This window comes from Streptomyces manipurensis (genome assembly GCF_049570255.1).
GTDB lineage: Bacteria > Actinomycetota > Actinomycetes > Streptomycetales > Streptomycetaceae > Streptomyces > Streptomyces manipurensis.
The window spans coordinates 2,484,337-2,498,463 of the sequence record NZ_CP186950.1 but is presented as its reverse complement, the minus strand read 5'-3'; the positions used below and the strand labels follow the sequence as shown (position 1 = coordinate 2,498,463).

The following is a 14,127-nucleotide window of genomic DNA, read 5'->3' as shown; positions in this document are numbered from 1 at the left end:
CAACATCACGGAGGCGAAGCAATGGCCGGGGAACCGCAGGCCGACTGCCTGTTCTGCAAGATCGTCGAAGGGCACATCCCCGCGACGGTGGTCCGGGAGACCGAGACGACGGTCGCCTTCCGGGACATCAACCCGCAGGCGCCCACGCACGTCCTCGTCATCCCCAAGGTGCACTACCCGGACGCGGCCTCCCTGGCGGCGGCCGAGCCCGGCGTCGCCGCCGACGTCCTGCGCGAGGCCGCCCTCGTCGCCGCCGACGAGAAGATCGACGAGCACGGCTACCGGATCGTCTTCAACACCGGTGCCGGCGCCGGGCAGACCGTCTTCCACGCGCACGCCCACGTCCTCGGCGGCCGCGGCCTCCAGTGGCCCCCTGGATAGCCCGTGTCCACACGAGAGTTCGTGGTGCTGGGCACCGCCAGCCAGGTGCCCACCCGCCACCGCAACCACAACGGCTACCTGCTGCGCTGGGACGGCGAGGGCATCCTCTTCGACCCCGGCGAGGGCACGCAGCGCCAGATGCTGCGCGCCGGGGTGGCCGCACACGACATCGACCGGATCTGCATCACCCACTTCCACGGCGACCACAGCCTCGGCCTCGCCGGGGTGATCCAGCGGATCAACCTCGACCAGGTGCCGCACCCGGTCACCGCGCACTACCCGGCCTCCGGGCAGAAGTTCTTCGACCGGCTCCGGTACGCCACCGCCTACCGCGAGACCGTGCCGCTGCGCGAGGAGCCGGTCGCCGCGGACGGGCCGCTGGCCACCGGCGGCTCGTACGTCCTGGAGGCCCGGCTGCTCTCCCACCCGGTGGAGTCCTTCGGCTACCGGATCACCGAGCCCGACGGGCGCCGGATGGTGCCCGAGCTGCTCGCGCGGCACGGCATCAAGGGGCCCGACGTGGGCCGCATCCAGCGCGACGGACGGCTCGGCGGGGTGAGCCTGGACGACGTCAGCGAGCCCCGTCCCGGCCAGAGCTTCGCCTTCGTCATGGACACCCGGCTCTGCCCCGGCGTGGACGAGCTGGCCCGGGGCTGCGACATGCTGGTGATCGAGTCGACCTTCCTCGACGAGGACGAGCGGCTCGCCACCGACCACGGGCACCTCACCGCCGGACAGGCGGCCCGGGTGGCCCGGGAGGCGGGCGTCCGGCACCTGGTGCTGACGCACTTCTCGCAGCGGTACACCGACCCGGCCGCGTTCGAGCGGCAGGCCCGCGCGGCGGGCTACGAGGGCGAGCTGACGATCGCGGCGGACCTCGTGCGGGTGCCGGTGCCCAAGCGGGCCTGACCCCGGGGGCGGAGCCGCCGGCGGGACCCCGGCAGGGGGTCCCGCCGGCCCGGCGCCGCACCGTGCTCCCGGAGGACCTTTCCGGGGTGATCTGCGCCACACTGGGTTCTGGTCCTGGCCGGCGTGGGAAAACCTGGCAGCTTTCCACCGAAGAGACGGCCCTTCGAGATCGCCAGGGGAGCACACCGTGACCAGTCGGGACTTCGACAGCCGCCCAGCAGCAGTGGACCCCCTCGGCCCGCTGCGGGACCCCGAGGAACCGGGCTGCGACGTCTTCCTGACCGGGACGGTCTTCCTCGACATCATCTTCACCGGCCTCGACTCGGCGCCGGTGCGCGGTACGGAGTCCTGGGCGCGCGGCATGGGCTCCAGCCCCGGCGGAGTGGCCAACATGGCCACCGCCCTGGCCCGGCTCGGGCTGCGCACCTCCCTGGCCGCCGCCTTCGGCGACGACCACTACGGCGAGTACTGCTGGGACGCCCTGGAGCAGGGCGAGGGCATCGACCTGTCCATGTCGCGCACCGTTCCCGGCTGGCACAGCCCCGTCACCGTCTCCATGGCCTACGAGGGCGAGCGCACGATGGTCTCGCACGGCCACGAGGCCCCTCCGCCGGCCGGCCCCGGCCCCTTCCCCGCCTGCCCGCCGCGGGCCCGGGCCGCCGTGGCATCGCTGGCGCCCGGCCGGCGCGAGGACTGGATCGGCGAGGCGGCCCGGCGCGGCTCGCGCGTCTTCGCCGACGTCGGCTGGGACGAGAGCGGCCGCTGGGACCTGGCGGCCCTGACCGACCTGCACCACTGCGAGGCCTTCCTGCCGAACGCGGGCGAGGCGATGCGCTACACCCGGACCGACTGCCCCCGGGCGGCGGCCCGCGCACTGGCCGAGAAGGTGCCGATCGCGGTGGTGACCATGGGCGCGGAGGGCTCGTACGCGGTCGACGGGCACACCGGGGAGACCGCGCACGTCCCCGGGATCGCCGTGGAGGCCCTGGACCCCACGGGCGCCGGCGACGTGTACGTGGCGGGCTTCCTCACCGGCACGCTGGCGGGCTGGCCGCTCGCGGACCGGCTGGCCTTCGCAGGGCTGACGGCCGCCCTGTCGGTCCAGGAGTTCGGCGGCTCCCTCTCGGCCCCCGGCTGGGCCGAGGTGGCCCACTGGTGGCGGGGCGCCCCGCCCGCCCTGCGCGGCCGGTACGCCTTCCTGGACGAGCTGGTCCCGCCGGCCGCCACCCCGGCCGCCCGGCGCAGAGCGGTGCCGACGATCGGTTTCCGGCACTCCGCGTGAGCGGTCGCCGCCCTGCGGCCGGGCCCCGCGGCCCGTGGCCCGGCCGGGAAAACCCCTCGGGGAAGGTCCGGCGGCGACGTACGCTTGGTACTCCGGAGGTCGTCGATCGGCGCGGCCCCTCAGCAGGAGGTATGTGCAGGCCCGAGTGCCGGCCCATGACTCAGACATCGACAGCCCACATCCCCGCGCCGGGGCAGGCGCGAGCCCACTTCACCGTTCCGGCGACGCACCCCATGGTGACGGTGCTCGGCTCGGGTGACGCCCTGTTGCGCGTGATCGAGAAGGCCTTCCCGAAGGCCGACATCCATGTTCGGGGCAACCAGGTCAGCGCGATCGGAGAGGCGGCGGAAGTCGCCCTGATCCAGCGACTGTTCGACGAGATGATGCTGGTGCTCCGCACCGGGCAGCCGATGACGGAGGACGCAGTGGAACGCTCGATCGCCATGCTCAAGGCGAGCGGCAACGGAAACGGGCCGGAGGAGACCCCGGCCGAGGTGCTCACCCAGAACATCCTCTCCAGCCGCGGCCGCACCATCCGCCCCAAGACCCTCAACCAGAAGCGGTACGTCGACGCGATCGACAAGAACACGATCGTGTTCGGCATCGGCCCCGCCGGTACCGGAAAGACCTACCTGGCCATGGCCAAGGCGGTCCAGGCCCTGCAGTCCAAGCAGGTCAGCCGGATCATCCTGACCCGCCCGGCCGTCGAGGCGGGGGAGCGGCTCGGCTTCCTGCCGGGCACCCTCTTCGACAAGATCGACCCCTACCTGCGCCCGCTCTACGACGCGCTGCACGACATGCTCGACCCGGACTCGATCCCGCGCCTGATGGCGGCGGGCACCATCGAGGTCGCGCCGCTGGCCTACATGCGCGGACGCACGCTGAACGACGCGTTCGTCGTCCTCGACGAGGCGCAGAACACCACCACCGAGCAGATGAAGATGTTCCTGACCCGGCTCGGCTTCGACTCGAAGATCGTGATCACGGGTGACATCACCCAGATCGACCTGCCGGGCGGGGCCCGCAGCGGTCTGCGCCAGGTGCAGGAGATCCTCGACGGGGTACCGGACATCCACTTCTCCCGGCTCACGTCCGAGGATGTCGTCCGGCACAAGCTGGTCGGCCGTATCGTCGATGCGTACGAGAAGTACGACGACGGCCAGCAGGCCGCGAACGGCCACCAGCGGAAGTAGACCCCAGCGCACCATGTCGATCGACGTCAACAACGAGTCCGGAACCGAGGTCGACGAGCAGGCGATCCTCGACATCGCCCGCTACGCGCTCACCCGGATGCGGATCCACCCGCTGTCCGAGCTCTCCGTCATCGTCATCGACGAGGACGCCATGGAGCAGCTCCACATCCAGTGGATGGACCTGCCCGGTCCGACCGACGTCATGTCCTTCCCGATGGACGAGCTCCGGCCGCCGTCGAAGGACGACGAGGAGCCCCCGCAGGGGCTCCTCGGTGACATCGTGCTCTGCCCGGAGGTCGCCAAGAAGCAGGGCGAGGAAGCCCCGACGCAGCACTCCATGGACGAGGAGCTCCAGCTCCTGACCGTCCACGGGGTGCTGCACCTGCTCGGCTACGACCACGAGGAGCCGGACGAGAAGGCCGAGATGTTCGGCCTCCAGGCGGCGATCGTGGACGGCTGGCGCGGTGAACGCGGCCTGACCGGACCGTCCCCGGCCCCGACGGTCTCGTGAACGCCGCCCAACTGATCACCGGAGCCGTCCTGCTGGTCGTGGTGGCCTGGTTCGCCGCGTGCGCGGAGTCCGGCATCGCCCGCATCTCGATCTTCCGCGCCGAGCAGGCCGTACGGGAGGGCCGGCGGGGCAGCGAGAAGCTCGCCCAGGTCGCCGGCGACCCCACCCGCTACCTGAACGTGGCCCTGCTGGTCCGCGTCACCTGCGAGATGGCGGCGGGCGTGCTCGTCACCTACGTCTGCCTCGACGAGTTCGGCGAGAACTGGACGGCCCTGCTCGTCGCCATCGCCGTGATGGTGCTGGTCTCCTTCGTCGCCGTGGGCGTCTCGCCCCGCACGATCGGCCGCCAGCACCCCCTGAACACGGCGACGGCCGCCGCGTACGTCCTCGTGCCGCTGGCCCGGATCATGGGGCCGATCCCGCAGCTGCTGATCCTCGTCGGCAACGCGCTGACGCCCGGGAAGGGCTTCCGCAAGGGGCCGTTCGCCTCCGAGGCGGAGCTGCGCGCGATGGTGGACCTCGCCGAGAAGGAATCGCTGATCGAGGACGACGAGCGCCGGATGGTGCACCAGGTCTTCGAGCTCGGCGACACCCTGGTGCGCGAGGTGATGGTCCCGCGCACCGACCTGGTCTGCATCGAGCGCTACAAGACGGTCCGTCAGGCCACCACGCTGGCCCTGCGCTCCGGTTTCTCGCGGATCCCGGTGACCGGCGAGAACGAGGACGACATCGTCGGGATCGTCTACCTGAAGGACCTGGTCCGCAAGACGCACATCAGCCGGGAGGCCGAGGCCGACCTGGTGTCGACGGCGATGCGGGCGGCCGTCTTCGTCCCGGACACCAAGAACGCGGGCGACCTGCTGCGCGAGATGCAGCAGGTGCGCAACCACGTGGCCGTCGTCATCGACGAATACGGCGGCACGGCGGGCATCGTCACCATCGAGGACATCCTCGAGGAGATCGTCGGCGAGATCACGGACGAGTACGACCGGGAGCTGCCGCCCGTCGAGGACCTCGGCGCGGACAGCTACCGGGTCACGGCGCGTCTCGACATCACCGACCTCGGTGAGCTGTTCGGGGTCGAGGCCTTCGACGACGAGGACGTGGAGACCGTCGGCGGACTGCTGGCCAAGGCCCTCGGCCGGGTGCCGATCGCGGGGGCGTCGGCGCTGGTGGAGCTGCCGGACGGGCGCCCGCTGCGGCTGACGGCCGAGGCCCCGGCGGGGCGGCGGAACAAGATCGTGACCGTGCTCGTCGAGCCGGTGGCCGTGGTGGCGGCCCCGGGGGAGGAGGCGGAATGACCCCGGCGGAGCTGCGGGAGTTCTGTCTGGGCTTCAACGCGGCGGTGGAGGAGTTCCCCTTCACCCCGGAGACCTCGGTGTTCAAGGTGCTCGGCAAGGTGTTCGCGCTGTCCGCGCTGGACGCGGAGCCGCTGAGGGTCAACCTCAAGTGCGAGCCGGAGCAGGCCGTGCGGCTGCGCGAGGAGCACGAGGCGGTCGCGCCGGGCTACCACATGAACAAGCGGCACTGGAACACGGTGACCGTGGGCGGGATCCCCGACGCGCTGCTGCGCGAGCTCGTCGAGGACTCCTACGACCTGGTGGTGGCCGGGCTGCCGCGGGCGGAACGGCTCCGGCTCGACCGGCCCTGAGGCGGGCCGCGGCCGGGCCGTGGCGGGGGCGTTGCGCGGCCCGCGCCGCCCGCTCCCTATGCTTTCGACCATGAGCGAAAGCACCGGGATCGACCCCGAGGACAGCAAGATCATCACGCTGGCGCGCAGCGCCCGGGCCCGCAACGGCGTGCTCGAGGGGGCTGCGGTCCGGGACGAGACGGGCCGTACGTACGTCGCCGGGACGGTGGAGCTCGACTCGCTGAAGCTGAGCGCGCTGCAGACGGCGGTCGCGATGGCCGTGGCGAGCGGCGCGCGGTCCCTGGAGGCCGCCGCCGTCGTGAGCGCTGCCGAGGCTCCGGCCGAGGCGGACCGCGCGGCCGTCCGCGACCTCGGTGGCCCGGGCACCCCGGTCCTCCTGGCCGCCCCGGACGGCACCCTGAAGTCCACCACCCCGGCCGGGTCGTAGCCTCTGGCCTCCCGGCGGGGTCGCACCATGTCAGCCTCGCCGGGATCGGGTCCGGCGTGGCGGGGCACAGCCGCCGTCAGGCGGGGCGCGCTCCGGCGGAGAGTCCGGCCGCCTCGCCGGAAGGGCGGCGGCGGATGACCATCGCCATCAGCGCCGCCGTCGCGCACAGCGCGCCCGACGCGTACCAGACGACGTCGTACGAGCCCGTGAGGTCGCGGGCCAGGCCGCCCAGGAAGGCCACCACCGCCGCGCCGACCTGGTGCGAGGCCAGGACCCAGCCGAAGACGATCGCGCCGTCCTCCCCGTAGTGCTCGCGGCACAGCGCGATCGTCGGCGGGACGGTCGCGACCCAGTCCAGGCCGTAGAAGACGATGAAGAAGACCAGCGGCGGCTGCACCGAGGGTGCCAGCAGGACCGGCAGGAACAGCAGCGAGATCCCGCGCAGCGCGTAGTAGACGGCCAGCAGCCGCCGGGACTCGAAGCGGTCGGTGAACCAGCCCGAGGCGATCGTGCCGACCACGTCGAAGACGCCGATCACCGCCAGCAGCCCGGCGGCGGCCGTCACCGGCATGCCGTGGTCGTGGGCGGCGGGCACGAAGTGGGTCCGCACCAGCCCGTTGGTCGAGGCCCCGCAGATGGCGAAGGTGCCCGCGAGGAGCCAGAAGGGGCCGGTCCGGGCCGCGTCGGCGAGGACCTTCAGCGCACGCCGGGCGGCGCCGCGGGCCGGAGCCGGCTTCGGGGCGTACGTGCCGCCGTAAGGGGCGAGCCCCACGTCCGCCGGATGGTCGCGCAGGAGCAGCCAGACGAACGGGGCGACGGCCAGCGCCGCCAGCGCGACGGTCACGGCAGCCGGGCGCCAGCCGTGGTCCTCCACCAGCCAGGCGAGCAGCGGCAGGAACACCAGCTGTCCGGAGGCCCCGGCCGCGGTCAGGATGCCGGTGACCAGGCCGCGCCGGGCGGTGAACCAGCGGGCCGTCACCGTCGCCGCGAAGGCCAGGGCCATCGAGCCGCTGCCGAGGCCCACCAGCACGCCCCAGTACAGCACCAGCTGCCAGGGCTCGGTCATCCACACGGTGGCCAGCGCGCCGGAGGCGATCACGGTCAGCGCCACCGTGACCACCCGGCGGATGCCGAAGCGGTCCATCAGCGCCGCGGCGAAGGGCGCGGTGAGCCCGTAGAGGGCGAGGTTCACCGACACGGCGACGCCGATGATGCCGCGCGACCAGGCGAACTCCTCGTGCAGCGGCTCGACGAGCAGTCCGGGCAGGGAGGCGAAGCCGGCGGCGCCGATGATCGTCACGAAGGCGACGGCGGCGACGGACCAGGCGCGGTGGACGCGCCCGGGCCGCCGCGGGGCGGGCGTCGCGGGGTCGGCGGCGGGGCCGGGGACGGGTGCTGTCTGGGTCACGCGGACAGCTTCCGGCCCCGGGGGCGCCGCTCGACAGTGGCCTGACTGTCATGCTTCGCTACGATCGGGCCATGGACTCGCAGCCCGTGCCCCACCGTGTCGTCGTCCTCGCCCTCTCCGGCCTGCTGCCCTTCGAGTTGGGCATCCCGCACCGGATCTTCGGCCGTGCGAAGGACCCGGCGGGCCGGCCGCTCTACACGATCCTGACCTGCGGGCTCGCGCCCGGCCCGGTCTCCACGGACGCCGACTTCGCGATCCACGTCGAGCACGGCCCCGAGCTGCTGGCGACCGCCGACACGGTGGTCGTGCCGGCCTCGTACGAACTGGGCCCCGTCCACGAGCACGGCAGGCTGACCGGGGAGCTCGCCGCGGCCCTCGCGCACATCCGCCCCGGCACCCGGCTCGTCTCCATCTGCACCGGCGGCTACGTCCTGGCCGCGGCCGGCTTCCTGGACGGCCGACGTGCCACCACCCACTGGGCCTCGGCCGAGCACTTCCAGCGGCTCTTCCCCGCCGTGCGGGTGGACCCCGACGTGCTCTACACCGACGACGGGGACGTGCTGACCTCGGCGGGCGTCGCCGCCGGGATCGACCTGTGCCTGCACATCGTCCGCCGCGACCACGGTGCCGCGGTCGCGAACGAGGCGGCCCGGCGGACCGTCGTCCCGCCCCACCGGGAGGGCGGACAGGCGCAGTTCGTCGCCCGCCCGGTGCCCGAACCGCAGCTCGCGAGCACCACGGCCGCCCGTGCGTGGGTGCTGGACCGGCTGCACGAGCCGCTCCGGCTCACCGACCTCGCCCGGCAGGAGTCGATGTCGGTACGGACCTTCACGCGCCGCTTCCGCGAGGAGGCGGGTGTCAGCCCCGGCCAGTGGATCACGGGCCAGCGGGTGGAGCGGGCCCGGCGGCTGCTGGAGCAGACCGAACTGCCCATGGAGCGGGTGGCCCGCGAGGCCGGCTTCGGGACGGCGCAGTCGCTGCGCAAACACGTGCAGGCGGCCCTCGGCGTGAGCCCCACCGCCTACCGGCGGACCTTCCGCACCGCGGGGGACACGGGGCGGACGGGATCCGGGACGCCATCTTCTGATGGGTCATCAGTTCCGGTCGGTTCCGCGTCTTGACTTCTTCCGCCGCCCGCCCGTGAATGGCCCCCTGCACGGGGCTCGGCGCGAGGGAACCCAGGGGGCGGGCGGTGCGAACAACGGCACGGAACCGGAGATGGCCGGCGGCCCTCGGCACGGCCGTGCTCGCGGCGACGGCCGGCGCCGCCGCCCTCGGCGCGTCCGCCGCGGCCGAAGGCGAAGTGCCCGAGGGCCGGGTGGAGTTCGCCACCCAGTGCCTGGCCCCCCAGGAGGCCGGGGTCCCGCCCGCCGACGGGCCGACCACCGCCCGGATCTCCGTCGACGACCCGGCCCCCCGGGTCGGCGACACCGTCACCGTGACCTACCAGGTCCTGAGCACCCCGGCCCGCGGCCCGGCGGACGGCGCACTCCCCGCCGACGTGCTCACCCCCACCGGACGGGTCCTGCTGGCGGGCGCGCAGCAGGGTGAGGTCACGGTCGTCGGAGCCCGGCGCAACGACCCGGTCCCGCCCGGCGCGCCCCTGCCGCCCGTCACCATGACCGGCACCTTCACCGTCACCGCGCCCGGCGCCCTCACCCTCGCCCCGGGCGACTACGCCCTGCACACCGCCCACCCGGCCGCCCCGGAGACCGCCTGCACGCCCTCCGGGACCACCGCCGTCCCCGTCTCCGCACACCTCACCGCCGCCGCGCTGCCGACCGCCAACCTGCGCAGCGTCTTCCCGGCCGCCGCGCACGGCGGTCCGGGCGCCACCGTCCGGGTCACCGCCGCCGGCTTCCCGCCGGGCGCGGCCGTGACCGTGGCCGGGCGGGCCGGAGCAGCCGGGACCGCCGACCGGGTCACGGTCACCGCCGGAGCACTGGGCGCGGCGGAGGCCGACCTGCCGGTCACCGACCGGGCCACCACCGCCGTGATCGCCTACGAGGGCGACGCCTGGACGGCCGAGCGGGGCTCCGGCCCGGCCGCGTACACCGTCATCGACGACACCCCGCGGCCCGCCGACCCGCCGACGACGGTCACCGCCGAGGTCACCGCCACCGTCGCGCCCGGATCCCTGACCATGACCCAGGCCGGCCGGGACCTCACCCTGGGCACCGTCGCGTACGGCACCGCCGCCGCGGTCCCGGGCCGGATCGGGACGGTCACCGTGACGGACGCCCGAGGCGGCCCGGCCGGCTGGGCGCTCACCGGGAAGGTCACCGACTTCACCGGACCCGGCGGGGTCCGCATCCCGGGCGCCTCCCTCTCCTGGACCCCGGCCTGCACGTCCGCCCCGGGCAGCCGGAGCACCTGTACGGCGGGCAGCGCGGGCGTCGTCGGACCGGAGGGCGCCCTGCTGGCCTCCGCCCCGGACGGCCCGTCGGCCGGGGGCACCTTCACGGTCGACGCCGCGGTCACCCTGCACGTGCCGCCCTACACCCCGCCGGGCTCCTACGCGGCGGTCCTGACGCTGACCCTGTCGTGACGGCGCCCGCGGTACGGCGCCGCGCCGCGGCCGTGTCGGTGCTCACCGCGGGGCTCCTGGCCTGGCCCGCCACGCCCGCCGCCGCGGACGGCGGCCCGTTCTCCGTGCTTCCCGCGGCGACCGCGGCCGGGCAGCGCCCCTGCTTCTACCTCGCCGCCGGGCCGGGCGGCACCGTCGCCGACGCCGTCACCCTCACCAACGACGCGGACCGCCCCCGGAGCTTCCGCTTCTACGCCGCCGACGCCCACCACACGGCGCGCGACGGCGGCTTCGCGCTGCGCGGCCCCGACGAGCCGCGAACGGCCACCGCGGCCTGGACCCGGCTGGAACGGGACCGGGTCACCGTGCCGGCCCGCGGCTCCGTCACCGTCGGCTTCACCCTGGCGGTCCCCGAGCGCGCCGAACCGGGGGACCACCCCGGTGCCGTCGTGGCCCTGGAGGAGCCCGCCGCCGCGTCCGGGGGGCCGGGGATCGGGGTGCGGCAGGCCGTCGCCGCCCGGGTGTACCTGCGGGTGACCGGCCCGACGGCCCCGGCCCTGGCCGTGCGCGGGGTCACGGTGGGGCGCAGCGGTTCCGCCGCGGAGATCGCGTACACCCTGCACAACACCGGCAACGTCACCCTCCGTCCGCGCGTCTCCCTCGCCGTCACCGGCGCCTTCGGTCGCCGGCTGCTCGTCCGGGGTCCGGGCGGGCCGTCGGCGGAGCTGCTGCCGGGGCGGGACGTACGGCTCACGACCCGTTGGGAGGGGCCGCCCGGGGTGGAATGGACGCAGGTCACCGTGCGCGCCCGGGCCGACGGAACCACAGCTCAGGGCCGTGCCGTCCACGCCCCGCACCCGTCGCTCACGGCCCTGCTCGCCCTCGTCCCCCTGGCCTGGTCGGCGCTGGGAGCGGCATCGGGGAGAATGGCCCGTATGAGCGATCGTTCCCCCGAGTCCACCGCCCCGCACCGTGCGGGCTTCGCCTGCTTCGTCGGCCGCCCCAACGCCGGGAAGTCGACCCTCACCAACGCACTCGTGGGCACCAAGGTCGCGATCACCTCCAACCGGCCGCAGACCACCCGCCACACGGTCCGCGGCATCGTGCACCGCCCCGACGCGCAGCTCGTCCTCGTCGACACGCCCGGCCTGCACAAGCCGCGCACCCTGCTCGGCGAGCGCCTCAACGACGTCGTGCGCACCACCTGGGCCGAGGTCGACGTCATCGGCTTCTGCCTGCCGGCCGACCAGAAGCTCGGTCCGGGCGACAAGTTCATCGCGAAGGAGCTCGCGGGGATCAAGAAGACCCCCAAGATCGCGATCATCACCAAGACCGACCTCGTCGAGTCCAAGGTGGTGGGCGAGCAGCTCATCGCCGTCCACCGGCTGGCCGAGGAGCTGGGCTTCGAGTGGGCCGAGATCGTGCCCGTCTCGGCGGTCGGCGACAGCCAGGTCCAGCTGCTGGCCGACCTGATCGCGCCGCTGCTGCCGGAGAGCCCGCCGCTGTACCCGGAGGGCGACCTCACGGACGAGCCCGAGATGGTCATGGTCGCCGAGCTGATCCGCGAGGCCGCGCTGGAGGGCGTGCGGGACGAGCTCCCGCACTCCATCGCCGTGGTCGTCGAGGAGATGATCCCGCGGGAGAACCGGCCGGCCGACCGCCCGCTGCTGGACATCCACGCGAACGTCTACATCGAGCGCCCCAGCCAGAAGGGCATCATCATCGGCCCGAAGGGCTCCCGTCTGAAGGAGGTCGGGATGAAGTCGCGCAAGCACATCGAGGCGCTGCTCGGGACCCCGGTCTTCCTCGACCTGCACGTGAAGGTCGCGAAGGACTGGCAGCGGGACCCCAAGCAGCTGCGCAAGCTCGGTTTCTGAGCACCCCGCGGGGTGCTCACCCCCCGGCCCCCGGGGGAGCCGCTACGGCAGGCGCCGGACCTTCAGCGCGTTGTCGGGGCGGGTCGCGGGCCGGCCCTCGGGGTCGGTCATCGGCTGGAGGTGCTCCGCGGAGGTGAGGACCTCCCAGCCGCCCTCGGGCAGTTCGAGCTGCCCGAGCACCTCCTGCGGGGTCGGGAAGTGGATGTCCGCCAGCGCCTCCGGGTTCCAGGAGGGCCCTCCCGCGTGGCCTACGACGAGGAGGACGCCGCCGGGGGCCACCGCGGCGGCGGCCCGGCGCAGGATCCGCTCCCGGGGGAACTCCCCGTAGCTGTGCAGGAAACAGGCCGAGACCAGGTCGAACTCCCCGGTGGGGAACGACTGCGAGAAGTCGTGCCGCTGCCAGTCGACGAGGTCCTCCACGCCCGCCTCGGCGGCGTGCTCGGCCGCCCGGTCGAGCGCCACCCCCGAGATGTCGGTGGCGGTGACCCGCCACCCCCGGCGGGCGAGCCACACGGTGTCGGCGCCTTCCCCGCAGCCGAGGTCGAGGGCCCGGCCGGGGGCGAGCTCCTCGGTCTCCCGGACCAGGAGGTCGTTGGGCTTGCCGCTCCAGATGCGCGTGCGCTCGCTGTAGCGCCCGTCCCAGAACTCCTCGCCACCGGGGACGGGGGCGCCGTCGGGCTCGTGCTCGTGGTCGTGCTCGTGGCTGTGGTCGTGGTCGTGCTCGGGCATGGGGGCCTCTTCCGCTCAGGGGCTTCGTGGCTCCGATGCTCCGCCCGTACGGGGCCGTCCGGCAATGTTCGTTGCCGGTCCGGCAAACCGGCCGGACCCTACTGCGCGGCGGCGGGCGGTTCCGCGATCAGGGCGGTCCCGATGCGGCGGAAGCCGGCGCGGCCGTAGACGCGCGCCACGTCCTCGTCGCCCGCGGAGAGGAAGACCGTACGGGCTCCCGTCGCGCGGGCCCGGGCGACGAGGGCCGCGGTGACGCCGAGGGCCAGGCCCTGGCGGCGGGCCGACGGGAGGGTGCCGACGCCGACCACCTCGGCGACGTCCCCGACCGGGTTGTACATTCCCGAGCACAGCACCACGCCGTCGCGGACGGCCGCCGCCATCCCCGAGGTGCCCGCCGCGAGCTTCGCCGCGACGCTCTGGGCGCGCTCCGCGGCCGACGGGTCCGCGAGCGCGGCCGCCAGCTCGGCCGGGCCGGCCTCGCCCACCGCGGTTCCCGGGTCCCCGAAGGCGAGGGCCGGTACGGTCACGGCGGCCGGCAGCAGCGGGTCGTCCGCGTCGAGGAGCCGGACCTCGGGGTGCGGGGGCAGGTCCGCGGTGCCCTCCAGCACCATCAGCGGATGGGCGTGGACGTGCAGGCCCGCGGCTTCCGCCGCGGCCCGGAGCGAGGGGCTGTTCTCGGCCACCCACTCGAAGGCCTCGGGGACGCCGAGCTCCCGCTGCCGGGCCAGTACCCGTTCCACGTCGGCGGCGGTGGTGGTGCCGGAGCCGCCGAGCGCGGGCCGCGCGTAGTAGGGCCAGCCCGCGCCCTCCTGGACGAACAGCGTCAGGGGGCCGAAGTCCTCGGCGCGGGCCCCGCCCACCCGCGGCACCGTGTCGTAGTAGCGCTCCAGCTCGGCCAGCGTCGTGTCGATCATGCGATTGGTCATCCGGTCATCCAAGCAAGGGCGGGTTGCTCAGGCACCTTCTTTCAGGACCCGGGAGATCAGCGCCCGCTGGGCCTCCGAGAGGCCCGGCTCGCGGCAGGACACCGTCCGCCCGTCCACCGTGATCCGGTACGCGAAGCCGTCCCGCACCCGGTCCGCCGGATCGCCGGGCGGGCCCGGGTGCAGCGCGAGCAGGGCCAGGGCCTGCCACTCCTCCTCGTCCGGTCGGCCCGAGGTGTCCACCTCGGCCCGGCGCTCGATGCCCGCGAAACCGCCCGTTCTGATCACCTGGATGCGCATGGGACCGTC

Annotated in this window: 15 protein-coding genes; 11 read left to right on the top strand and 4 right to left on the bottom strand. The window is 74.3% G+C overall.

Annotated elements, in window-relative coordinates:
• Positions 1-21: 21 nt before the first annotated feature.
• The 8 genes from ACPU2J_RS11515 to ACPU2J_RS11480 all read left to right on the top strand — a co-directional run bounded on the left by ACPU2J_RS11515 (position 22) and on the right by ACPU2J_RS11480 (position 6,354).
• On the top strand, positions 22-381 hold the full coding sequence (locus tag ACPU2J_RS11515; RefSeq protein ID WP_365077365.1) for a histidine triad nucleotide-binding protein: 360 nt from the start codon (positions 22-24) through the stop codon (positions 379-381).
• 3 nt (positions 382-384) lie between these two features.
• The gene (locus ACPU2J_RS11510; RefSeq protein ID WP_420080823.1) at positions 385-1,290 is read left to right on the top strand and encodes a ribonuclease Z; all 906 of its coding nucleotides are present in this window, start codon (positions 385-387) and stop codon (positions 1,288-1,290) included.
• Between the two features lie 187 nt (positions 1,291-1,477).
• Positions 1,478-2,572, top strand: coding sequence for a carbohydrate kinase family protein (locus tag ACPU2J_RS11505; RefSeq protein WP_365077371.1), 1,095 nt, complete (start codon positions 1,478-1,480; stop codon positions 2,570-2,572).
• Positions 2,573-2,727: 155 nt separating this feature from the next.
• Positions 2,728-3,765: a PhoH family protein gene (locus ACPU2J_RS11500; protein ID WP_361596707.1), complete on the top strand. Its 1,038-nt coding sequence runs from the start codon at positions 2,728-2,730 to the stop codon at positions 3,763-3,765.
• A gap of 13 nt (positions 3,766-3,778) precedes the next feature.
• On the top strand, positions 3,779-4,276 hold the full coding sequence (gene ybeY, locus ACPU2J_RS11495; protein ID WP_030957671.1) for an rRNA maturation RNase YbeY: 498 nt from the start codon (positions 3,779-3,781) through the stop codon (positions 4,274-4,276).
• Positions 4,273-5,577, top strand: coding sequence for a hemolysin family protein (locus tag ACPU2J_RS11490; RefSeq protein ID WP_361596704.1), 1,305 nt, complete (start codon positions 4,273-4,275; stop codon positions 5,575-5,577). The genes ybeY and ACPU2J_RS11490 overlap by 4 nt, the downstream gene beginning before the upstream one ends.
• Positions 5,574-5,927: an MmcQ/YjbR family DNA-binding protein gene (locus tag ACPU2J_RS11485; RefSeq protein WP_399821253.1), complete on the top strand. Its 354-nt coding sequence runs from the start codon at positions 5,574-5,576 to the stop codon at positions 5,925-5,927. Before ACPU2J_RS11490 ends, ACPU2J_RS11485 begins: the two co-directional genes overlap by 4 nt.
• Before the next feature lie 58 nt (positions 5,928-5,985).
• Positions 5,986-6,354 carry a cytidine deaminase gene (locus tag ACPU2J_RS11480; protein WP_420080824.1) on the top strand — a complete coding sequence of 123 codons (369 nt, stop codon included), beginning with the start codon at positions 5,986-5,988 and terminating at the stop codon, positions 6,352-6,354.
• A 76-nt stretch (positions 6,355-6,430) separates the two neighbouring features.
• On the opposite strand, the gene ACPU2J_RS11475 is transcribed toward ACPU2J_RS11480, so the two are convergent.
• The gene (locus ACPU2J_RS11475; RefSeq protein WP_423833200.1) at positions 6,431-7,762 is read right to left on the bottom strand and encodes an MFS transporter; all 1,332 of its coding nucleotides are present in this window, start codon (positions 7,760-7,762) and stop codon (positions 6,431-6,433) included.
• A gap of 71 nt (positions 7,763-7,833) precedes the next feature.
• Between ACPU2J_RS11475 and ACPU2J_RS11470 the strand changes: the two genes are divergently transcribed.
• The 3 genes from ACPU2J_RS11470 to era all read left to right on the top strand — a co-directional run bounded on the left by ACPU2J_RS11470 (position 7,834) and on the right by era (position 12,166).
• Positions 7,834-8,883 (top strand): GlxA family transcriptional regulator, encoded by a 1,050-nt coding sequence (locus ACPU2J_RS11470; protein ID WP_365131683.1) that lies wholly within the window; start codon positions 7,834-7,836, stop codon positions 8,881-8,883.
• A gap of 71 nt (positions 8,884-8,954) precedes the next feature.
• The gene (locus ACPU2J_RS11465) at positions 8,955-10,310 is read left to right on the top strand and encodes a beta-xylosidase (protein ID WP_423833198.1); all 1,356 of its coding nucleotides are present in this window, start codon (positions 8,955-8,957) and stop codon (positions 10,308-10,310) included.
• A gap of 905 nt (positions 10,311-11,215) precedes the next feature.
• Positions 11,216-12,166 carry a GTPase Era gene (gene era, locus ACPU2J_RS11460; RefSeq protein WP_168714643.1) on the top strand — a complete coding sequence of 317 codons (951 nt, stop codon included), beginning with the start codon at positions 11,216-11,218 and terminating at the stop codon, positions 12,164-12,166.
• A 42-nt stretch (positions 12,167-12,208) separates the two neighbouring features.
• On the opposite strand, the gene ACPU2J_RS11455 is transcribed toward era, so the two are convergent.
• The 3 genes from ACPU2J_RS11455 to ACPU2J_RS11445 all read right to left on the bottom strand — a co-directional run bounded on the left by ACPU2J_RS11455 (position 12,209) and on the right by ACPU2J_RS11445 (position 14,118).
• Positions 12,209-12,895 carry an SAM-dependent methyltransferase gene (locus ACPU2J_RS11455; protein WP_420080836.1) on the bottom strand — a complete coding sequence of 229 codons (687 nt, stop codon included), beginning with the start codon at positions 12,893-12,895 and terminating at the stop codon, positions 12,209-12,211.
• A gap of 98 nt (positions 12,896-12,993) precedes the next feature.
• On the bottom strand, positions 12,994-13,821 hold the full coding sequence (locus ACPU2J_RS11450; RefSeq protein ID WP_420080837.1) for a GNAT family N-acetyltransferase: 828 nt from the start codon (positions 13,819-13,821) through the stop codon (positions 12,994-12,996).
• Positions 13,822-13,848: 27 nt separating this feature from the next.
• Complete coding sequence (locus ACPU2J_RS11445; protein WP_361596680.1) at positions 13,849-14,118, bottom strand: protealysin inhibitor emfourin; 270 nt, start codon at positions 14,116-14,118, stop codon at positions 13,849-13,851.
• Positions 14,119-14,127 lie beyond the last annotated feature (9 nt).